Annotated in this window: 18 protein-coding genes; 5 read left to right on the top strand and 13 right to left on the bottom strand. The window is 60.0% G+C overall.

Annotated elements, in window-relative coordinates; translation table 11 throughout:
• Positions 1–6: 6 nt before the first annotated feature.
• The gene (locus KZ772_RS15260) at positions 7–924 is read left to right on the top strand and encodes a metal-dependent hydrolase (RefSeq protein WP_290537365.1); all 918 of its coding nucleotides are present in this window, start codon (positions 7–9) and stop codon (positions 922–924) included.
• Positions 925–1,039: 115 nt separating this feature from the next.
• On the opposite strand, the gene KZ772_RS15255 is transcribed toward KZ772_RS15260, so the two are convergent.
• Positions 1,040–2,521, bottom strand: coding sequence for an amidase (locus KZ772_RS15255; protein WP_290537364.1), 1,482 nt, complete (start codon positions 2,519–2,521; stop codon positions 1,040–1,042).
• Positions 2,522–2,648: 127 nt separating this feature from the next.
• Between KZ772_RS15255 and KZ772_RS15250 the strand changes: the two genes are divergently transcribed.
• Positions 2,649–3,659 carry a zinc-binding alcohol dehydrogenase family protein gene (locus KZ772_RS15250; protein WP_290537363.1) on the top strand — a complete coding sequence of 337 codons (1,011 nt, stop codon included), beginning with the start codon at positions 2,649–2,651 and terminating at the stop codon, positions 3,657–3,659.
• A gap of 299 nt (positions 3,660–3,958) precedes the next feature.
• On the opposite strand, the gene KZ772_RS15245 is transcribed toward KZ772_RS15250, so the two are convergent.
• Entirely contained in the window at positions 3,959–4,900 is a 942-nt protein-coding gene (locus tag KZ772_RS15245) for an IS5 family transposase (RefSeq protein ID WP_064782570.1), read from the bottom strand.
• A 273-nt stretch (positions 4,901–5,173) separates the two neighbouring features.
• Between KZ772_RS15245 and cfa the strand changes: the two genes are divergently transcribed.
• Complete coding sequence (gene cfa, locus KZ772_RS15240; RefSeq protein ID WP_290537362.1) at positions 5,174–6,346, top strand: cyclopropane fatty acyl phospholipid synthase; 1,173 nt, start codon at positions 5,174–5,176, stop codon at positions 6,344–6,346.
• A gap of 4 nt (positions 6,347–6,350) precedes the next feature.
• Here the strand turns inward: cfa and KZ772_RS15235 are convergent, their stop codons facing one another.
• From KZ772_RS15235 to KZ772_RS15225, 3 genes are all read right to left on the bottom strand, one after another.
• Complete coding sequence (locus tag KZ772_RS15235) at positions 6,351–7,394, bottom strand: metal-dependent hydrolase (protein WP_290537361.1); 1,044 nt, start codon at positions 7,392–7,394, stop codon at positions 6,351–6,353.
• Positions 7,395–7,479: 85 nt separating this feature from the next.
• Positions 7,480–8,085, bottom strand: a complete 606-nt coding sequence (locus KZ772_RS15230) for a DUF2780 domain-containing protein (protein ID WP_290537360.1) — start codon at positions 8,083–8,085, stop codon at positions 7,480–7,482.
• A gap of 97 nt (positions 8,086–8,182) precedes the next feature.
• Positions 8,183–8,614, bottom strand: a complete 432-nt coding sequence (locus tag KZ772_RS15225; RefSeq protein WP_290537359.1) for a MarR family transcriptional regulator — start codon at positions 8,612–8,614, stop codon at positions 8,183–8,185.
• An 84-nt stretch (positions 8,615–8,698) separates the two neighbouring features.
• On the opposite strand from KZ772_RS15225, the gene KZ772_RS15220 reads away from it, so the two are divergent.
• A complete protein-coding gene (locus KZ772_RS15220; protein ID WP_290537358.1) occupies positions 8,699–8,974 on the top strand; it encodes a DUF2218 domain-containing protein in 276 nt (91 codons plus the stop codon).
• A gap of 5 nt (positions 8,975–8,979) precedes the next feature.
• Here the strand turns inward: KZ772_RS15220 and KZ772_RS15215 are convergent, their stop codons facing one another.
• The 4 genes from KZ772_RS15215 to KZ772_RS15200 form a co-directional block, all read right to left on the bottom strand.
• Positions 8,980–9,594 (bottom strand): trimeric intracellular cation channel family protein, encoded by a 615-nt coding sequence (locus KZ772_RS15215; RefSeq protein WP_290537357.1) that lies wholly within the window; start codon positions 9,592–9,594, stop codon positions 8,980–8,982.
• 100 nt (positions 9,595–9,694) lie between these two features.
• Positions 9,695–10,543 (bottom strand): S1-like domain-containing RNA-binding protein, encoded by an 849-nt coding sequence (locus KZ772_RS15210; protein ID WP_290537356.1) that lies wholly within the window; start codon positions 10,541–10,543, stop codon positions 9,695–9,697.
• 231 nt (positions 10,544–10,774) lie between these two features.
• Positions 10,775–11,314, bottom strand: coding sequence for a DUF2058 domain-containing protein (locus KZ772_RS15205; protein ID WP_290537355.1), 540 nt, complete (start codon positions 11,312–11,314; stop codon positions 10,775–10,777).
• A 14-nt stretch (positions 11,315–11,328) separates the two neighbouring features.
• Positions 11,329–11,859, bottom strand: a complete 531-nt coding sequence (locus KZ772_RS15200; RefSeq protein ID WP_290537354.1) for a DUF4262 domain-containing protein — start codon at positions 11,857–11,859, stop codon at positions 11,329–11,331.
• Positions 11,860–12,010: 151 nt separating this feature from the next.
• On the opposite strand from KZ772_RS15200, the gene KZ772_RS15195 reads away from it, so the two are divergent.
• Positions 12,011–12,751 carry a TIGR04219 family outer membrane beta-barrel protein gene (locus KZ772_RS15195; RefSeq protein WP_290537353.1) on the top strand — a complete coding sequence of 247 codons (741 nt, stop codon included), beginning with the start codon at positions 12,011–12,013 and terminating at the stop codon, positions 12,749–12,751.
• 78 nt (positions 12,752–12,829) lie between these two features.
• On the opposite strand, the gene KZ772_RS15190 is transcribed toward KZ772_RS15195, so the two are convergent.
• The 4 genes from KZ772_RS15190 to KZ772_RS15175 form a co-directional block, all read right to left on the bottom strand.
• Positions 12,830–13,759, bottom strand: coding sequence for an acyltransferase (locus KZ772_RS15190; RefSeq protein ID WP_290537352.1), 930 nt, complete (start codon positions 13,757–13,759; stop codon positions 12,830–12,832).
• 246 nt (positions 13,760–14,005) lie between these two features.
• Positions 14,006–16,246, bottom strand: a complete 2,241-nt coding sequence (gene parC / locus KZ772_RS15185) for a DNA topoisomerase IV subunit A (RefSeq protein WP_290537351.1) — start codon at positions 16,244–16,246, stop codon at positions 14,006–14,008.
• 232 nt (positions 16,247–16,478) lie between these two features.
• On the bottom strand, positions 16,479–18,365 hold the full coding sequence (parE, locus tag KZ772_RS15180; RefSeq protein ID WP_290537350.1) for a DNA topoisomerase IV subunit B: 1,887 nt from the start codon (positions 18,363–18,365) through the stop codon (positions 16,479–16,481).
• 82 nt (positions 18,366–18,447) lie between these two features.
• Positions 18,448–19,038 (bottom strand): YqiA/YcfP family alpha/beta fold hydrolase, encoded by a 591-nt coding sequence (locus KZ772_RS15175; protein ID WP_290537349.1) that lies wholly within the window; start codon positions 19,036–19,038, stop codon positions 18,448–18,450.
• Positions 19,039–19,458: the final 420 nt, after the last annotated feature.

The following is a 19,458-nucleotide window of genomic DNA, read 5'->3' as shown; positions in this document are numbered from 1 at the left end:
ACAGCCATGAATAGCCCTGTGCGCCATCAACTGAAAGCCCGCCGTGTGCAGTTCGATTTCGACAATACGCCACTGCACTGGCTCAAGGATGATCCGTTTTCCACCCACATCATCAACGGCATCCACCTGCTGCTGCCCGCCGGGGAACTGTGGTTCTGCCGGGTCTACAATCAGGCGCTGCCGCTGGTCAGTGACGACCAGTTGCGTGCCGACGTGGAAGGCTTCATCCGCCAGGAGGCAGTGCACTCCCGCGCCCACAGCAAGGCCCAGCTGTATCTGGAGCGCCACGGGCTGAGCGTGAATGACTACGTACAACGGATCGAATGGCTGTTCGGTACTTTCCTGGGGGAGGTGCCTTTCGGCCTGAAATTCCTGCAGCGCAAGGCGATTCAGAAACAGTGGCTGGTACTTCGGGTGGGACTGATCGCCGCCATCGAGCACTTCACCGGGGTGCTGGGTCAGTGGGCCATGGACAACGACACCTGGGAGCAGAACGGCGACCCGGCCATGGTGGACCTGTTCAAGTGGCACCTGGCGGAGGAAGTGGAACATCGCACCGTGGCATTCGATCTGTTCGAACACCTTTGCAAGTCCCAGCTCGGCTTCTACGTGAGTCGTCAGGCGCTGATGGCCATCGTCTTTCCGCTTTTCATCTACTTCATTTCCGAAGGGGGTCGCAGCCTGGCGCGGCAGGATCCGGACCCTCAGGTTCGCAAGCTGGGGCGCACTCTGATTCCGCAATTGCTCGTGCAACTGGAACAGACCGGCAAGCAGACCCGCAACGTGCCCACTTTCACCTTCCTGGTCAACGCCACCCTGCGCTGGCTGTCCCCCCGCTTCCACCCGATCCACGAAGGGGACACGGAACAGGCCCTGGCCTACCTGGCCCGCTCACCGGCGGCGCAGGCGGCGGCGATGCACTGATTTTTCACCACAGAGGGCACAGCGTTCACTGAGGAAAAACCTTCTTGCCTCGGTGAACGCTGTGTCCTCTGTGGTAAACCTGTTTTTTATCCTGCGACGCTCCTGCCAATAGCGTCTACATCGGCACCTTATCGAACCAGGGTGCCGCCTCTTCCAGCTGCGCCGCCAGCGCCAGCAGCTTGCCTTCATCGCCGTGGCCACCCACGAACTGGGAGCCCAGCGGCAGGCCGCTCTCGCACCAGTGCAACGGCACCGACATGGCCGGCACGCCGGTGACATTGGCGAACTGGGTGTAAGGCATGTACTTGAAGTTTTCCAGCGCCATCTGTTCAATCATGCCGGTTTTCATCAACAGCTTTTCACCACCTACCTTGAGCAGCATTTTCAGAGCGCTCTGCTGCCAGCCCGGGGTCGCCATCTCCCCGATCCGTGCCGGGGGCATGGCCAGCGTTGGCGTCAGCCAGAAATCGTACTGCTCCAGGAAGGCATCCAGCGCAATCATGTATTGTTGCCAACGAGTCTGACATTTCACGTATTCATGGGCAGGTGTCGCGCGGCCAAAGGCGGCAATGGCCAGCGTATCCAGCTCGAATCCTTCATCACCACAGCCGGTCAATGCCTTCACTTCATCCACTTCGGCCGCGCACTGACCAAACCAGACGGAGAGCCAGTCCATGCACATCTGTTTGGCATCCATCTGCGGCTCGGCCTCGACCACCTCGTGGCCCAGGTCCCGTAGCAGAGCCACGGTTTTCTCCACCGCCTTTACCGCTTCCGGATCCACCGGTGTCCCCAGCGGCGACGCTGTGGAAAAACCAATTCGCAGTTTCCCGGGGCGGGATGACGCCGCCACCTGATAGGGCTGCGCCGGCGGTGCGATATGGAATAGGCTGCCGCGCTCATCGCCATGGGTCAGGTCCAGCAGCAAGGCACTGTCACGCACCGACCGTGTCAGCACATGGTTCACGGCAATGCCGTGCATGGCCTCGGTGAAAGTTGGCCCCCAGGGCGTACGCCCGCGACCGGGCTTGAGCCCGAACAGGCCACAGCAGGCCGCCGGGATACGAATGCTGCCACCGCCGTCATTGGCACCGGCCACCGGCACGACGCCCGCCGCCACCATAGCCGCTGATCCCCCGGAGGAACCACCGGGAGTATGGTCCGGGTTCCAGGGGTTACGGGCCGGCCCGAAGGAATCTGGCTCGGTAATACCCTTGGCACCGAATTCCGGCGTATTGGTGCGCCCGAAGGGCACCAGGCCTGCAGCTTTCCAACGCGCCACCAGGGTGGAATCCTGGTCGGCGCGAATGTCGTTTTTCTTACGCGCCTTGTTGCCCTGATAGCACGGCGCACCGGCCATTTCCTGAAACAGGTCTTTCACCAGCATGGGCACCCCGGCCAGCGGCCCCGTCAGCGGTGCTACCGCCCGTTCCCGGGCCTGCTCATAAAGAGGAATGATCAGGGCATTCAGGGAGGGATTGACCTGCTCCGCTCTGGTGATGGCCGTCTCCAGCAGCTCAGCGGCGCTGACCTCGCCCTTACCCACCAGCTCAGCCAACCCCATGGCATCAAAACGGCGATATTCCTCGAATTTCATGCGTGTGCTCTCCCGAAAGCGTTATGTTTTTTGCGACGGTCGCAAGGCGACAACCCGGTTACTGTGGCATAGTCTGCCCTGCCAAGTGTGCCAAATACTTGTGTGTTCACGTTGCAGGGGGCAAAGCATGAAAGCGATCGGTTTCAATCAACCCAGAACCATTGATGATGTGCACGCGCTGGAGGATATCCAGCTGGACCTGCCGTCTCCCGGCCCCCGGGATCTGCTGGTGTCCGTGCAGGCGGTATCGGTGAACCCCATCGACACCAAGCTGCGCCAGCGCCCTCTGGATCAACCCGGTTACCGGGTGCTGGGGTTTGATGCCGCCGGGGTGGTGGAAGCGGTGGGCGCGGAAGTGGAACACTTTCGCGCCGGTGACCGGGTCTGGTATGCCGGCGCCCTGCAGCGCCAGGGCAGCAATGCCCAGTACCAGTGCGTGGACGAACGGCTGGTGGCGAAAAAACCGGACAGCCTGGGCATGCAGGAAGCCGCCGCCCTGCCCCTGACCGCCATTACCGCCTGGGAAGCCCTGGAAGACCAGCTCGGTTTCCGCCCCGGCGAGTGTGAAGGGAAAAGCCTGCTGGTGATCGGCGGCGCTGGTGGCGTGGGTTCCATTGCCATCCAGCTGGCCGCTCACCACTTCGGCCTGACCGTGATCGCCACCGCCGGGCGTGATACCTCCGCCAACTGGTGCCAGGCCATGGGCGCCCATCAGGTGGTGGACTACCGCAAGGAACTGCTGCCGCAACTGGAGCTGCTCGGCCACCCCCAGGTGGACGGTATTCTGGTCACTCAGAGTCTGGATGAATACTGGCACAGCGCCTGCCAGGCGGTGGCCCCGTTCGGCGGCATCTGCGCCATCGTCGACGCCCGCGCGCCCCTGGACCTGAATCCCCTGAAACCGAAAAGCGCCCGCTTCTGCTGGGAGTTCATGTTCACCCGCGCCATGTTCGCCGCCGAAATGCCCCGGCAGGGTCAGATCCTCGACCAGCTTCGCAGCCTGGTGGACGCTGGCACCATCCAGACCACCCTCAGCGAAGGCCTGGGCCCGATCAACGCCAGCAACCTGAAGACCGCCCACCGGAAACTCGAGAGCGGGCAGACAATTGGCAAGCTGGTGTTGGCGGGATGGGAGTGAAAGGCAATTAATAGTTAATAATGAATAATTAATGGCTGCGCGATTATGCGTCACGCGATGTCGTTACAGGCAAGAGGCCGCGCCCGGAGCATGGGCGCGGCCTCTTGCGTTTGGCACACCCGAAACCGGGCACGCGAGTTATTAATTATTCATTATTAAGGAAGGTCTGAATAACTCGCTTTTTTCGCCTTTACGATGATCAACAGGCTTCTGCCATCAAATTCAGGCCACAATTCACTCTTGAGTGTTCATTTTTTCGCCTGATTGCCGCACTTTAGCGGCAATCAGGCGCACTGCCCCTAGGGCAGCAGCACCCGTTTCACCCTCAACAGGTTGTGCAGCCCCGCCAGGAGATAGAGCCGGTTGGTATTTTTCGCCAGACCCCGGTAGCGAACCTTGCTGTAACCGAACATGCCTTTGATCACTCGGAAGGGATGTTCCACTTTGGCACGTACGCTGGCTTTGATGGTTTCGCATTCCAGCGCAACCTTCGACATCGTGGAGCGCTTACCAGGACGCTCAGCGATAAACCAATCCACTTTACGGTTCTTGTGCTCTTCGCGTTTCTCGATACCGCAATAACCCGCGTCTCCCCAGACACGTTTCTCTTTGCCATGCAAAAGCTGGTCTGATGCCGTCAGGTCATGCTCATTCGCGGCGGTAGTGGCAAGGCTATGAATCAGACCCACCGTGTCATCGACGCCAATATGGCACTTCATGCCAAAGTGCCATTGATTGCCTTTCTTGGTCTGGTGCATCTCCGGATCACGAGCCTTACCTTTGTTCTTCGTCGAGCTGGGCGCTTCGATAATCGTCGCATCAACGATGCTGCCTTCCCGAACCATCAGGCCATGTCGTGCCAACTGACGGTTGATCTTCTTGAACAGCTTCTTGCCAAGAGTGTGCTGCTCCAGCAGGTGCCGGAAGTTCAGGATCGTTGTCTCATCAGGAACCCGAGAGAGCCGAATCCCTGCGAAACGGCGCATAGACTCGATCTCATACAAGGCATCTTCCATCGCCGGATCACTCAGGTTGTAGATGATCTGCATGACATGAATGCGCAGCATGCTGGAGAGCGGATACGGCGGCCGGCCAGTGCTACCGGAGGCGTAATAGACCGCAATCGTGGACTCCAGCGCCTTCCAGGGTAGCAACTGATCCAACTTCTCAAGGAACACTTCCCGCCGGGTCTTGCGCTTCTTGTGTTCATATTCGGCTTCGGCAAAAGTCAGCTGGCTCATGGCATTCCCGGAAAGTGGCTGATAGAAAGCCCTGATTATGGCAAAGTCGGGGAGTTTTTCAGAGGTTCCTTAACTATTAATTCATGTCCCCACCACTCCCCCATCCTCCTTCGCAATCCCGGCCAATCCCCGACTTGCAAGGCAGCGCCAGTCTTCTGACAATAAAGACAGTTGTGCGGTCATCGACTTTTCATGACCGGGGGTCATGCTATAACTCCAATGGGCAGCCATGCAGTCGCCTGGATAGACGGCAAACTGGCAAGGAGGCACCCGATGGCAGGTGTGCAACGTCCACAGTCGGTCCACCAATCAGCGGCACCCCATGTGTACCGTGGCCTGACCGGCCGGGTGCGGGATGTGCTGGAAGCCGCCGATGTGCGCATCAACGGTTCCCGCCCCTGGGACATGCAGATTCACCACCCCCGCACCCTGACCCGTATCGCCCTGCAACGCTCCCTGGGTCTGGGAGAGTCCTACATGGATGGTTGGTGGGATTGCGATGCCCTGGATGAATTCTTCCATCGCCTGCTGACCCATGGCGCCAACAGGGTTAGCCACTCGCCGTTACAGAACGGTCTGCAATGGCTGGGGTTCTGGTTGTTCAACCGACAAAATCTGCATCGTTCCACCAAGGTGGCCCGCCAGCATTACGACCTGGGCAACGACCTGTTCGAGGCCATGCTCGACCCCTCCATGAGTTACAGCTGCGGCTACTGGCGCGACGCCGACACCCTGGCACAGGCCCAGGAAGCCAAGCTGGATCTGATCTGCCGCAAGCTCAATCTGAAACCAGGCATGACCCTGCTGGATATTGGCTGCGGCTGGGGCGGGCTGCTTGAGTATGCCTGCCGGCACTACAAGGTCACCGGCGTCGGTGTGACACTGTCCCGGGAGCAGGCCAGTCTTGCCCGGGAGCGCTGTGCGTCCCTGCCCGTGGATATCCGCCTGGAGGATTACCGTGAGCTGGCGGGTCGCTTCGACCGGGTGGTATCCGTGGGAATGTTCGAGCATGTAGGGCGCCGCAATTACGCTACCTTCATGGAAACCTGCGCCGGCCTGCTGCATCGCCGCGGACTGATGCTGCTGCACACCATCGGCACCAATACCAGCACCAGCCGCCACGATCCCTGGATCGACAAGTACATTTTCCCCAATGGCGAACTGCCCTCCTGCGCCCAGATTGCCCGTAACGCGGAGGGCTGGTTTGTCTGTGAGGATCTGCATAACTTCGGGCCGGACTATGCCCGCACGCTGCGCGCCTGGGACCGCAACTTCATCAAGCACTGGTCGCAGTTATCCGACCGCTACGACCAGCGCTTCTATCGCATGTGGCGTTATTATCTCAATGCCTGCGCCGGTGCCTTCCAGGCCCGGGACATTCAGCTTTGGCAGTGGATGTTCAGCCATGCCGGCGGGCGCGAGCAGGTCTATACCGGCGCCCGCTGAATCGTCAGGGCATCAACGATGGACAGAGGCTACCCGCCGGCAGGGCCTCCAGGGTGGTCAGGCAGAGAATTGGCCGACGGCCCAGAGTCCGGTCCAGCAGTGCCGGCCAGGCCTCCGGGTTGGCCATGGGGCGCGGCAGTTTATAGCTGGGCAACGCCTGCCAGGCACCGTCTTTCTGTTCGGCCAGCACAAACTGGAAGGGATGCAGACCCGGCACCCCCAGCCGGATATCCGTGGCCAGTAACTGGTCCGGCCCGGCTTCCACGTCGATGAACCCCCGGGTAAACCAGGCCAGCTTGCGCCCCGCCGGCACCTGCATGGCCTGGGCATAGTCCTGCGGCGAACGGGGAAAGACTTCCACTTTCAGAGCATCGCCGTTATCCAGCACCCCGGTGACAATTTCCAGCCGCTGCTGCTCGCCCAGTACCGTCACCCGCCACAGCAGGGTGGAAAACGGCATGGGCTGGACCAGTCGCGGCGCCTCACTCAGGCCCCGCTGCGCCAGCACCGGCATCACCCGCTGTGTCATCCACTGCTGGGCCACCAGGGTCCAGGTCAGATACAGGGAGGATAGCGTCAGCCCGGTGACCAGTGCCGTCATGGCCGGCGGCCTTACCAGGGTCACTATCACGGCAACCAACAGGGGCAAGGTATAAAGTGGATCAATAATGAAGATACTGCTGATCGCCACCGGATCACCCAAGGGCCAGAACAGGCGGGTACCGTAGGTGGTAAAGGCATCCAGTAGCGGGTGAGTGAGCAGACACAAACCGGTGAAGGCCCACCAGCGCCACAGCGTGATGGCAGGACGCCAGCGTTGCAGCAGCCAGGCCAGCAGCAGGGACGCGGGCAACAACACCAGCAGGGAATGACTGAAGCCGCGATGCTCGGTGAAGTTGGCCACCGCATCGCCGTAATCAATCAGTACATCCAGGTCGGGCAAGGTACCCAGCAGGGCACCTCCCAACAAGGCCGAGCGCCCCAGTGTGCGGCCCATGACCGCACCGCCCACCGAGGCACCCAGAACAGCCTGTGACAAGGAATCCATGAAGATGCCCTTTTTTAAATCGGTCCGATACGAATTCCAGCATAGGACCGCGAACGCCAGCAGACCGTCAAGATTGTTGCGACGCTCAAACGCCCCACAAGCCCTTGAGGCTATTCAGCACCTGCCCGGTGACGCCTTTGTCGCCGAGAAAGCCGAGAATTTTCGGTGCGAACTGGCTGACCATCTCCGGGCTCATACCCAGGGCACCAAATGCCTTTGTGACCCCCTGCATGCTGGAAATATTGCCCAACATGGACGACGCCAGACCACCACCTTCTCCACCGCCGAGCAGGGATTCCAGCCCCGGCACCTTGTTGAGCACACCGCTGAACTGGTCGCCTGACAGATTACTTTGTGCCATGGCCAGCAAGGCACCGGTACCGCCCGCGGCCTGCTGACCGGACACGCCCAGATCCGTGGACAGGGAATCGACCAATGCCTTGGCTTCACCAGAAACCGCCATGCCGCCGTTGACGCTCTCCAGCGTGCTGTTGGCAGAGTCACCGGCCTTGTTGATGCCATCGTTAGCGGTCTCGGACGCCTTGTTGATACCCGCATCGGCGCTCTCGGAAGCTTTGTTCATCGCCGCATTGGCGGAGTCTGTCATCTTCTTCAGATCAAAAGCCTGCACCGGGGACGCCAGCACCAGACAGAAGGACGCACCCAAAACCCCAACGCTAAACATATTCATACCTGCTCCTTGATGATTGATTGCACTTCCTTGCTCCTATGAGCAGCGACAAACCTTACCGTCTCATGAACATCAGGACCAACAGTTTATGGCACCTCTATGAGCCGTCCGGCAAACATTTCTTCAGCAGATGCAGCAGCTGTTTGCGCTCCTCCCCATCCAGATTCTGAAGCAGCGATGCAAACGCCTGCTCGCGGATTCGCTGCCCGTCTCTGGCCACCTTGGCGCCCTGCTCGGTGAGGAACAAGCGCACCCGACGACCGTCTTCCGGGTCCGGCTCGCGGCGCAGCAGGCCCTGGGCTTCCAGCACCTTGATCTTGCGGGTGAGCTGGGCCTTGTCACGGCCCTGATGGCGCGCCAGGCATTGGGGGCTGCTCCCCGGGTGTGCAGACAGATGCAGCAGCAGCGACACATCCGGCGGCCCCAACGGCACCGGCAAGGCCGCCAGCGGTTCACGCAGCAACTGGCGCAGCCGATTCAGGCTGGCGCTGAAGGCCTCACTGAGCGGGTCGGAAATATCGTGGGGCATGGGCATTCTCCACCTAGTTGACTTTATCAACTTATAGTTTCAATATAATTGATATTATCAACTAAATACCCGGAGATTCCCACCATGGATCATCACTACGGCACCGCCAGCACCGGGCACGCCAGCCTCTATCTGAAAAAACTCTGCCGCCATTTCAGCCACAAGGTGGAGACCGAGTTCGACGACCACCAGGGCGTGATCCGCTTTCCTTTTGGCACCTGCGAACTGACCGCAGACGCCACTACCCTGCAACTGCATTGCCACGCAGACACCGATCAAATCGCCACCCTGCGCGACGTGATCGAACGCCACCTGGTGCGATTTGCCACCCGCGATACCCTGACGGTGAACTGGCAGTAACGGCCTCAGTCTTCCGGCACGTTGTAGTGGAAACGTGGCAGATGCCACTGATAACGAATCGCCAGCAAACGCACCATAAAGCCTGCCACCAACGTCACCGCCGTGGCCAGCCAGACCGGCGACTGCCAGTGCACTAACAGCAGATACAGGCAGGCCGCCCCCAGCGAGACCACTGCATAGAGCTCCTTCTGGAACACCAGTGGCACCCGGTTGCAGAGCAGATCGCGAATCACCCCGCCGAAGATGCCGGTAATCAACCCGGACAGGATCGCCACCGGCGCTGCCAGGCCCATATCCAGCGCCACCTTCACGCCGATCACGGTGAACACCATCAAGCCCATGGCATCCAGGATCAGGAACAGCATCCGCAAGCGGCGCATCAACGGCGCCACCCAGGTGGTGACCAGGGCCGCCATTGCGGTGAGCCCGAGATACTCCGGATGGGCCACCCACACCAGCGGATAATGCCCCAGCAACACATCGCGCATGGAGCCACCGCCCATGGCGGTGACACAGGCCACCATCACCACCCCGAACAGATCCATACGCAAACGCCCCGCCGCCAGGGCACCGGTCATGGCTTCGGCGGTGATGCCGATCAGATACAGGCTTAATAACACGAGGAGACCCTCCGGCTGTTCAGGCCATGATCCACCTGATCGCTACCGTCAGAAAATTCGACCTTGGTGGTCGACCCGAGCTGGGTGCCCAACGCCGGTTTCAGGCGTCCTGCGTCAGGCGGATGGCGTGCTTGTCGATGACAATGCGACGCTCCTTGTAAAGCCCGCCAATGGCCTGCTTGAAGGCATTCTTGCTGCAGCGGAAGGTGGCAAAGATCTCTTCCGGGCTGCTCTTGTCGCCCAGCGGCAGCTCGCCTCCGGCCTTTTCCAGGGCGGCCAGAATCTGCTCGCTGAGCCCTTCGCTCTTCAACGCCCCGGGAGGGTTCAGTGACAGGCTGAGCTTGCCGTCGTCGCGCAGGCGCTGCACATACCCGGTGACCCGTTGACCGGGCCGCAGCGGCGCGCGCAGTTCCTGCTTGGCAATCATGCCCCAGCAGCGGTTATCCACCACCACCTTGTAGCCCAGATCCGTGCCGTGAGCGGCAACCAGGGACACTTCATCGCCCTGCTGATAGTCATCGCTGGTATCGTCGAGAAAGCGATCCAGCTGGGCGCTGGCCAGCAGGCGTCCTTCCCGGTCAGTGGTGATCATCACCAGCACCCAGTCACCCTCGCGAATTGGCCCTTTCTGCTCGGCGAAGGGCAGCAGCAGGTCTTTGGGCATGCCCCAGTCCACAAAGGCCCCCACTTTGCTGGTGGAGACCACTTTCAGGGACGCCACCTGACCATGCTGGGCGCGGGGCGTGCGCAGACTGGCCATGGGCCGGCCCTGACCATCGCTGTAGAGGGTCACCAGCACGCTATCGCCGGGGCCCAATTCCTTGTCTTCCACTTCCCGGGACGGCAACAGCACCTCCCCCAACGGACCGCCATCCAGCAACAACCCATTGTGGATTGGCTTGATGACTTCCAGGGAATGGCGAGTGCCAAGTTTAGTGGGTGCGGTCATGTTTCGGGCCTGTTTGGTGGAAGGGTGCGGGTTGCTTCAGGATTCGCATCCGATTTTGTGAAACCTGTCGAGTGCCGGGATTCCTGATCGCCCTGCGGGCGATTTCCTTGCTACACAAGGTTCGCGGCTCAAGCGCCGCTCCTACAGCGGCTTCGTAGAAATGCCGAGGTCCTGGGAACTCTCCAGACCTCCCCTATCCAATCGAGCGTAGCTCGTAGCTGGCGCTGCGCGCTACCACATAAGGTCATCGGGGATCGGGAAGTCCTTGTAGGGGTCATCCTCATCCACCGCGTTGTGGCCACGCTCGTTGAGCAGCAGGACTGCCGACTCATCGCGCTGACGAATCTTTTCTGCCACCACCGTTGGCACCAGCTCATAGCCGTCGCCCAGTGCCACGATGGCGATCTGGCCACGCTCAAGCTGGGCCTGCTGTTTGGCAGTGACCCAGGCTTTCTTGATCTTCTTGTCCTGCACGAACTGGTAGGCCACATCGCCATGCTGCCGATCCAGACGACTCTGTTCGATCATCTGTTTGATCTGCGCGGCGATCTCCTTCTTCTCCCGCTCGGCCTTGCGGGCGGCTTCGCGCTGGCGGTCCGCCTCGGCTTTTTCTTCCCGCTGGCGACGGGCCCGTTCCGCCGGGTCTTCCAGTTCAATCTCGCCACGCTTGGCCTGGTTGGCCTCCTGGCGCTTCTGCTGCTTGGCACGGCGGGCCTTCTTCTGGTCCGCCAGACCGGCTTTCATCAATTGCTCTTGCAGGGAATTGGCCATCTTGCTCTCCGAACTCAACGGCGGTTCTGGGTTAACGGGGAGGCGGGCGCCGCCCCCAGCAGTGGCTGGGCCCGGTGGAAACGCGCATCGTAACCAGGCTGCCAGGGGAATACCCCCTTGGGATCGGGCCAGACCATCTGCAGGGCAGGATACGGCGCCGGCAGGCTCTGGTAAAACCAGTTGGCGAAACCCAGGTATTCCTTGTAGTGCGGGAAGGCCACTGGCAGGAACATGACCTCCAGACCATCGGCGATATCGTTATACAACCGGTAAGGCTGGTAGGGCTTGTTAAGACCACGAATGCGCACTGCAGCGCTGTCCAGCAGGCGGCTGGCCAGGGAATCCTTGAGCCCCAACACGATCAGTTCCGGGTGATTCAGATTGAGGAAATGCCCCACGCTAAAGGTGAACCCGGGCTGACCATCACCGCCGGGTACCGCAAAGTGGTGCCAGCCCTTGCGTTGAATGTCCGCCAGCAACTGCTTGTCTTGTGCATCTTCCGGTGCCGGATAACGGAACTTCCCAGGCATTTCTTCTAGAAACATAGGTAACTGTCAGCAGGAGCCGGAGCGAACCCGCCGAGCCCCGACAAATGAATCGTGATTGTTGTGTGCATGGTACCAGAATCCCTGTGGACTTGGTGATACCCTTGTAGACCTGCAATACTGACCTTTTCATCCATAAGCAGGAGTTTCCATGAAACGTATCAGCCTACTGGCCGCCGGCCTGCTGGCCACCCCCCTGGCCTGGTCTGCACCAGGCATTGCCGTCTACGCCGGCGGTTACAGCTGGGACACCGAGTTTGAAGGTACCGTAGCCTCCGGTGGCGAAGACATCGACATGCAGGACGATCTGGGTTTCGATGAGGCCAACCAGCAGGTGCTCTATCTGGGCGTGGAACATGCCGTACCGCTGATTCCCAATGTACGGGTGCGTAGCCTGGATCTCTCAGATGACGCCAGTAACCGTCTGGAACGAACCTTTGTGTTCAATGGGCAATTGTTTGTGGCCAACACCAAAGTGGAAACCGATATCGATCTGGATATCCTCGACGGCACGCTCTACTACACACCGCTGGATAATGCCCTGAAAGTGAATGTGGGGATTACGGTGCGCAAGATCGAGGGCAGCATCAGCCTGGACAACCTGCTGGTCAGCACCACCCAGAACTTTGACGAAACCCTGCCCATGCTGCATGCCTCCGGCCGGCTCAACCTGCCGGTGCCCGGCGTCTATGTAGGTGGCGAGATCGATACCATCAGCTACGACGGCAACACCTTACGGGATATGACCGCTCGCATCGGCTGGCGTTCGGATTTCCTGCTTGGCGTGGAGCTGGGTTACAAGCACATGGACCTGGAGCTGGATGATGTCAGCGACCTGGACGCGGATCTGGACATGGGCGGCCCCTATCTGGCGGCCTCGCTGAGCTTCTAGGCACAGACCGGATAGGCCGCCGCACTGGCATTGCCCCTCTCGCCCCGTGAAAGAGGGAGCAATGCCTTTCGCGGCTCGTTACTCGCTGCTGGCGCGTTCCCCCGACAGGGCCCTGTCACCCTTTTCCTGCTCTGCCATCTGCACCAGACGTGCATCCTTTTGCGCCCACAGATCACTGACCCACTGCTGCATTTCCGCCCGGAAGACCGGGTCTTCCTGGTAATCACTGCGCCACAGGGCCGGGTCCAGGGCCCGGGTCTGCACATCGATCACCACCCGCGACACCCGGCCGCAAAGCAGGTCCCAAAACCCTGGTGGCGTTCCCTCCGGGTAAAGAATCGTCACGTCCAGCAGGGCATCCAGATTGTCGCCCAGAGCGGCCAGTACAAACGCCACTCCGCCGGCCTTGGGCTTGAGGAGATGTCGGTAAGGGGATTGCTGATTGCGGTGTTTTTCAGCGGTAAAGCGGGTGCCCTCCAGGAAGTTCACCACCGTCACCGGTATCCCCTGGAATTTCTCACAGGCCTGCCGGGTAATCTCCAGATCCTTGCCCTTCAGGTGCGGATTCTTGTCCAGGAACGCCTTGCTGTAACGCTTCATGAACGGGTAATCCAGCGCCCAGAACGCGAGGCCCAGAAACGGCACCCAGATCAGTTCCTTCTTGAGAAAAAACTTGAAATACGGGGTCTTGCGATTGAACGCCTGCACCAGCGCAGGAATATCCACCCAGGACTGATGGTTGCTGACCACCAGATAGGAGGTATCACCGCGCAAGTCCTCCACCCCGCGAATATCCCACTGGGTAGGCGTCATCAGCGCAAAGATACCCTTGCAGATCTCGGCCCAGGTTTCAGCAATACCCATGACCACCGAGGAACAGAGCTGGCGGGCTCGCGCACCCGGCAGAATCACCTTGAGCAACGCCACCAGCATCATGGGGCCAATTAGCACCAGCGTATTCAGCAGTAACAATATTGCGGTGACAACGCCTGTTATCGTGGCACCCATGCACACACTCCTGTTTTTTTTACTCCGTCAGCAAGGTTATTAAACCCGCTTCTCACAATCACGCAAGTGTGTCGGGCAAGGGGCAGGCATCTTCGCGATGCAAGCATCGCTTCCCACAGCGCGCCCTTACGGTATGGGAGTCATCTTTCACATGACGAACCTGGCTGCTGGATGAGCCGTGACAAAGCAAAAAAAAACGGCACGCTGAAGCGTGCCGTTTTTTTATTACTGAGCGATGGGGCGACACTACTCGCCTTTACGCTCCACCGCCATCTGGTCCACATTCTGGAAACCACGCGGTAGCTTGGCACCGCGGCGACCCCGCTCCCCGTAATAGTGCTCCAGGTCGCTGGCCTTCAAGGTCAGGTGGCGTTTGCCGGCATGGATGGTGAGGGCATCCTGCGGCCCCAGCACCTGCATGTCCTGCACGAACTCCACCCGATCCGCCACCCGGGCAGCAGGGATGGACATCATCTTGTTGCCCTTGCCCCGTGCCATTTCCGGCAGTTCCTTCACCGGGAACACCAACAGACGGCCTTCGTTGGAAACCAGCGCAATCAGATCGTCCTCGGTGGACGCAATCGGCTTCGGCGGCAGCACCCTGGCACCCTTGGGTACCGACAGCACCGTCTTGCCCGCCTTCTTGTTGGCCAGCAAATCCCCGTAGCGCACCACAAAGCCGTAACCGGCATCGGTGCTCATCAGGTAGGCATCCTTTTCCTTGCCCATCACCGCCGCCATAAAGCTGGCCCCGGACGGTGGATTGACCCGGCCGGACAGGGGTTCCCCCTGACCTCTGGCACTGGGCAGGGTGTGGGCCGGCAGGGAGTAACTGCGCCCAGTGCTGTCGATAAAGCACACCGGCTGGTTGGATTTACCCTGGGCCGAAGCCTTGTACTTGTCACCGGCCTTGTAGCTGAGGCCGACCACGTCCACCTCATGGCCCTTGGCGGAGCGCACCCAGCCTTTCTCGGACAACACCACGGTGACCGGATCGGCGCTGACCAGATCGGTTTCATCCAGCGCAGACGCCGCATCACGCTCAACCAGCGGCGAGCGACGGTCGTCGCCATACTTGTCCGCGTCTTCCTGCAGTTCCTTGGCCACCAACTTTTTCATTTTGGCGGTTGAACCCAGTGTTTCTTCCAACTTTTCCCGCTCTTCGTTTAGCTCATCCTGCTCACCACGGATCTTCATTTCCTCAAGCTTGGCCAAGTTGCGCAGCTTCAGTTCGAGGATGGCTTCCGCCTGGCGATCAGAAATACCGAAACGCTCCATCAGCACCGGCTTCGGTGCGTCTTCGGTACGAATAATATGGATCACCTCATCGATATTGAGGTAAGCGATCAAATAACCTTCCAACAGGTGCAACCGCTCCAGCACCTTGTCGAGACGATGCTGGAGACGGCGGCGCACGGTGACCATACGGAACTGCAGCCACTCGTTGAGAATCATATCCAGGCTTTTTACCTGTGGCCGGCCGTCTATGCCGATCATGTTCAGGTTTACCCGGTAGTTCTTTTCCAGATCCGTGGTGGCAAACAGGTGGCTCATCAACTGCGGAATATCCACCCGGTTGGAGCGCGGGGTGATCACCAGACGGGTGGGGTTTTCATGATCCGATTCATCGCGCAGGTCGCTGACCATGGGCAGTTTCTTCTTCTGCATCTGGTCGGCGATCTGTTCCAGCACCTTGGCGCCGGACACCTGGTAGGGCAAGGCAGTGATGACGATGTCACCTTCCTCGCGCTCATACACGGCACGCTGCTTGAGTGAGCCCTTGCCCTCCGCATACATGCGGATGATGTCGTTCTGGGAAGTAATCACCTCCCCCTCGGTGGGGAAATCCGGCCCCTGGATGTACTGCATCAGATCATCCAGAGAGGCGCCCGGGTCCTTGAGCAGATGGATACAGGCATTGGCCACTTCACGCAGGTTGTGCGGTGGAATATCCGTGCTCATGCCCACCGCGATACCGGTAGTGCCGTTCAGCAACACATTGGGCAGACGGGCCGGCAGCAGCTTGGGCTCGTCCATGGTGCCATCGAAGTTGGGCACCCATTCCACCGTGCCCTGACCCAATTCGGAAAGCAGCACTTCCGCATAGGGGGCCAGTTTGGATTCGGTGTAACGCATGGCAGCGAACGATTTCGGATCGTCCGCACTACCCCAGTTACCCTGGCCATCCACCAGCGGATAGCGGTAGCTGAACGGCTGCGCCATCAACACCATCGCCTCGTAACAGGCAGAATCACCATGGGGATGATACTTACCCAGCACGTCACCCACGGTACGGGCGGACTTCTTGTACTTGGCGGTGGCCTTCAGGCCCAGCTCGCTCATGGCGTAGACAATACGCCGCTGCACCGGCTTGAGGCCGTCACCGATATTGGGCAGCGCCCGGTCAAGAATCACGTACATGGAATAATCCAGGTACGCTTTTTCGGTATATTCCCTTAAGGGAAAACTTTCGAATTCATCAGCCATTTCTTCAATGCCTTCTTATTTACCCAGCACCGGTAAGTGCCGATAGGCCATACATTCTTTCGGCGCAAGGAGTTGCAATTTTCAAGTTGAAAGTCACAACGCGAGGCCAGGGTAGTTGTTCACAGAACGGTATGCGTTCCGCGCTGGCCGTTAACGGTGGTTCGCGGGCGCGGCCTTGCCGATTCGCACGTCATCTCCCGCGCCTTGCAACTTGAAACTTTCAACTTGCAACTCAGATCTCCGCCAGATTGCCTTTCTCTTCCAGCCAGATCTTGCGATCGGAGGCGCGCTTCTTGCTCAGCAACATATCCATCAGCTGGTGGGTGTCGTCGCCGCCGGTCACTTCCAGGCGTACCAGCCGGCGGGTGTCCCGGGCCATGGTGGTTTCGCGCAGTTGCAGCGGGTTCATTTCGCCCAACCCCTTGAAGCGGGTGACGTTGACCTTGCCGCGCTTCTTCTCGGCCTTGATGCGGTCCAGCACCCCTTCGCGCTCTTCCTTGTCCAGGGCGTAGTAAACGTCCTTGCCCACGTCGATGCGGTACAGCGGTGGCATGGCCACGAAGACATGACCATTCTTCACCAGCGCCGGGAAGTGTCGCAGGAACAGGGCACAGATCAGGGTGGCGATGTGCAGACCATCGGAATCCGCATCGGCGAGGATGCACACCTTGCCGTAACGCAGCGCGCCCAGATCATCGCTGCCCGGCTCGATACCCAGTGCCACGGCAATATCGTGAATCTCCTGGCTGCCAAGCACTTCGGCGGAGTCCACTTCCCAGGTATTCATGATCTTGCCGCGCAGGGGCATGATGGCCTGATAGACCCGGTCCCGGGCCTGCTTGGCAGAGCCGCCCGCCGAGTCCCCTTCCACCAGAAAGATTTCACTCTGGGAAGGATCGTCGCTGGTGCAGTCGGCCAGCTTGCCGGGCAGTGCCGGGCCACTGGTGACTTTCTTGCGGGTGACTTTCTTGGCGGCGCGCAATCGTTTCTGGGCATTGTTGATGCACAGGTCCGCCAGCTTCTCCGCCTCATCGGTGTGCTGGTTCAGCCACAGGGAGAACGCATCCTTGACCACCCCGGAGACAAACGCCGCGGTCTGCCGGGAGCTGAGGCGCTCCTTGGTCTGGCCGGCAAACTGCGGATCCTGCATCTTGACGCTGAGCACATAGGCAACCCGGTCCCAGATATCTTCCGGGGTCAGTTTTACGCCACGGGGCAACAGGTTGCGGAATTCGCAGAACTCGCGCATGGCCTCCAGCAACCCGGAGCGCAGCCCGTTCACGTGGGTACCGCCCTGGGGAGTAGGGATCAGGTTCACATAGGATTCCTGCACCAGCTCGCCGCCTTCCGGCAACCACATTACTGCCCAGTCCACCGCTTCGGTTTCCGCGCTCATGGCACCATTGAAGGGCTCATCCGGCACCCGCTCCCAGCCGCGGCCGGACTCCAGCAGGTATTCGATCAGGCCATCGGCGAACTGCCAGCTGTCGGTTTCACCGCTGACCTGGTTGTCCAGGGTGACCAGCAGGCCCGGGCACAGCACGGCCTTGGCGCGCAACAGATGCTTGAGCCGGGAGACGGAAATCTTCGGTGAATCGAAATACTTGGCGTCGGGCCAGAAGCGCAGAATGGTGCCGGTGTTGCGCTTGCCGACGGTGTCGACCACTTCCAGGTCGCTGCGCTTTTCACCGTCACCGAATTCCATGCGGTGCAGCTGACCATCCCGTTTCACCAGGATCTCCAGCTTGGTGGACAGGGCATTCACGACCGAGACGCCCACCCCGTGCAGACCACCGCTGAACTGGTAGTTGTTGTTGGAGAACTTGCCACCGGAATGCAACGTGGACAGGATCACTTCCACACCGGGCTTTTTCTGCACCGGGTGCATGTCCACCGGCATGCCGCGACCGTCATCTTCCACTTCCACCCCGCCATCCTTCAGCAGGGTGACCTTGATGGATTTGGCATGGCCGGCCAGGGCTTCATCCACCGAGTTGTCGATGACTTCCTGGGCCAGGTGGTTGGGGCGGGAGGTATCGGTGTACATCCCCGGGCGCTTGCGCACCGGGTCGAGGCCCGACAAAACTTCAATATTTTCGGACGTATAAGTATTGGCCATAGATTTTCCAGAAGCGCCAGACGCATGACGCCAGACGCTGGACGCTTGGCAGGATCAAGCGTCAGGCGTCTGGCCGCAGGCATCAGGCGTGTATTTCAATACCACAAAACCGCAGTATCAGCGGAATGAAGGCGTCAAAGTTATCAAAGCCGTGGCTGCCACCCAAGCCGCAATAGCGGTGACAGTCCCCGTAATAGTCCCAGCCGTCTTCCCAGTCGAGGGTTTCATCGCCGGTCTGGGTGAGCAGAAGCAGGTTTTCCGGCTGGCTGATGGCCGGCACTTCATAGCGCTTCAGCTCGTCCAGCCAGGCCGGGTTGAATTCCCAGGCCTCGCCGGTGTGATAGTTATGCTGGATACCTGTGTATTTGTCCAGTAGTCGCCAGGGTCTAACGGCAGGATTTACGATTACCGCCTTCAAATCATGGTGCTCGGCCAGCCAGGTGGCATAGAAGCCACCCAGGGATGAACCCAGCAACGCCACCGGCCCGGCCCCGGCAATCACCGCATCCAGCTCTGCCATGGCCGCCTTGGGCTCCACCGGCAGCGCCGGCACGTGCAACCGTTCCGGACAACCGGCACGTTCGAACACCTGTCGCAGCAGGGTCGCCTTGTGGGACGCCGGGGAGCTGTTGAAGCCGTGGATATAGATGAGAGAGGTTTCTGGAACCGACATGACCTTTCCTGATTACTGCACTATCCGGGAGTTTGACGGGATGGGGTGGAGTTGCAAGTTGAAAGTTCAAAGTTGAAAAGCGCGGAAGAAGCCCTGCCAGCCTGAAAAGCCTTGCCCGCGTTCCACCGTTAACGGCCAGCGCGGAGCACCAGGCCATCAGTTCAAAAAAGCCCCGGCCTCGCGTTGCAACTTTGAACTTTCAACTCGCAACTCAGTATCCCTTGACGCTGAAGTCCACCTCAAAGGTAATCCCCTCCACCCGACTCACGGCTGTATCGATGCGACCGTCCGGGTGCAAACCAACGTGCCGGGGTTGGCGTCGTCCACGGCGAAGTCTTCGCTTTTCGGTTTGAACTGCACGCAGGTGCTGGGCAACAGTGAACAGTTGCGCTGCTCATCAGTGGTGCACATGGCCCCAGA

It is taken from the genome of Alcanivorax sp. (assembly GCF_019431375.1).
In the GTDB taxonomy this organism is placed as follows: Bacteria; Pseudomonadota; Gammaproteobacteria; order Pseudomonadales; family Alcanivoracaceae; genus Alcanivorax; species Alcanivorax jadensis_A.
The sequence above is the reverse complement of the archived record's forward strand: the minus strand, read 5'-3'. Positions and strand labels throughout refer to the sequence as shown.

What these genes read in the sequence shown, in the direction of transcription:
- KZ772_RS15260 (WP_290537365.1), top strand. Translation starts at nt 7, where the DNA reads ATGAATAGCCCTGTGCGCCATCAACTGAAAGCCCGCCGTGTGCAGTTC.
- KZ772_RS15255 (WP_290537364.1), bottom strand. Translation starts at nt 2,521, where the DNA reads ATGAAATTCGAGGAATATCGCCGTTTTGATGCCATGGGGTTGGCTGAG.
- KZ772_RS15250 (WP_290537363.1), top strand. Translation starts at nt 2,649, where the DNA reads ATGAAAGCGATCGGTTTCAATCAACCCAGAACCATTGATGATGTGCAC.
- KZ772_RS15245 (WP_064782570.1), bottom strand. Translation starts at nt 4,900, where the DNA reads ATGAGCCAGCTGACTTTTGCCGAAGCCGAATATGAACACAAGAAGCGC.
- cfa (WP_290537362.1), top strand. Translation starts at nt 5,174, where the DNA reads ATGGCAGGTGTGCAACGTCCACAGTCGGTCCACCAATCAGCGGCACCC.
- KZ772_RS15235 (WP_290537361.1), bottom strand. Translation starts at nt 7,394, where the DNA reads ATGGATTCCTTGTCACAGGCTGTTCTGGGTGCCTCGGTGGGCGGTGCG.
- KZ772_RS15230 (WP_290537360.1), bottom strand. Translation starts at nt 8,085, where the DNA reads ATGAATATGTTTAGCGTTGGGGTTTTGGGTGCGTCCTTCTGTCTGGTG.
- KZ772_RS15225 (WP_290537359.1), bottom strand. Translation starts at nt 8,614, where the DNA reads ATGCCCCACGATATTTCCGACCCGCTCAGTGAGGCCTTCAGCGCCAGC.
- KZ772_RS15220 (WP_290537358.1), top strand. Translation starts at nt 8,699, where the DNA reads ATGGATCATCACTACGGCACCGCCAGCACCGGGCACGCCAGCCTCTAT.
- KZ772_RS15210 (WP_290537356.1), bottom strand. Translation starts at nt 10,543, where the DNA reads ATGACCGCACCCACTAAACTTGGCACTCGCCATTCCCTGGAAGTCATC.
- KZ772_RS15205 (WP_290537355.1), bottom strand. Translation starts at nt 11,314, where the DNA reads ATGGCCAATTCCCTGCAAGAGCAATTGATGAAAGCCGGTCTGGCGGAC.
- KZ772_RS15200 (WP_290537354.1), bottom strand. Translation starts at nt 11,859, where the DNA reads ATGTTTCTAGAAGAAATGCCTGGGAAGTTCCGTTATCCGGCACCGGAA.
- KZ772_RS15195 (WP_290537353.1), top strand. Translation starts at nt 12,011, where the DNA reads ATGAAACGTATCAGCCTACTGGCCGCCGGCCTGCTGGCCACCCCCCTG.
- KZ772_RS15190 (WP_290537352.1), bottom strand. Translation starts at nt 13,759, where the DNA reads ATGGGTGCCACGATAACAGGCGTTGTCACCGCAATATTGTTACTGCTG.
- parC (WP_290537351.1), bottom strand. Translation starts at nt 16,246, where the DNA reads ATGGCTGATGAATTCGAAAGTTTTCCCTTAAGGGAATATACCGAAAAA.
- parE (WP_290537350.1), bottom strand. Translation starts at nt 18,365, where the DNA reads ATGGCCAATACTTATACGTCCGAAAATATTGAAGTTTTGTCGGGCCTC.
- KZ772_RS15175 (WP_290537349.1), bottom strand. Translation starts at nt 19,038, where the DNA reads ATGTCGGTTCCAGAAACCTCTCTCATCTATATCCACGGCTTCAACAGC.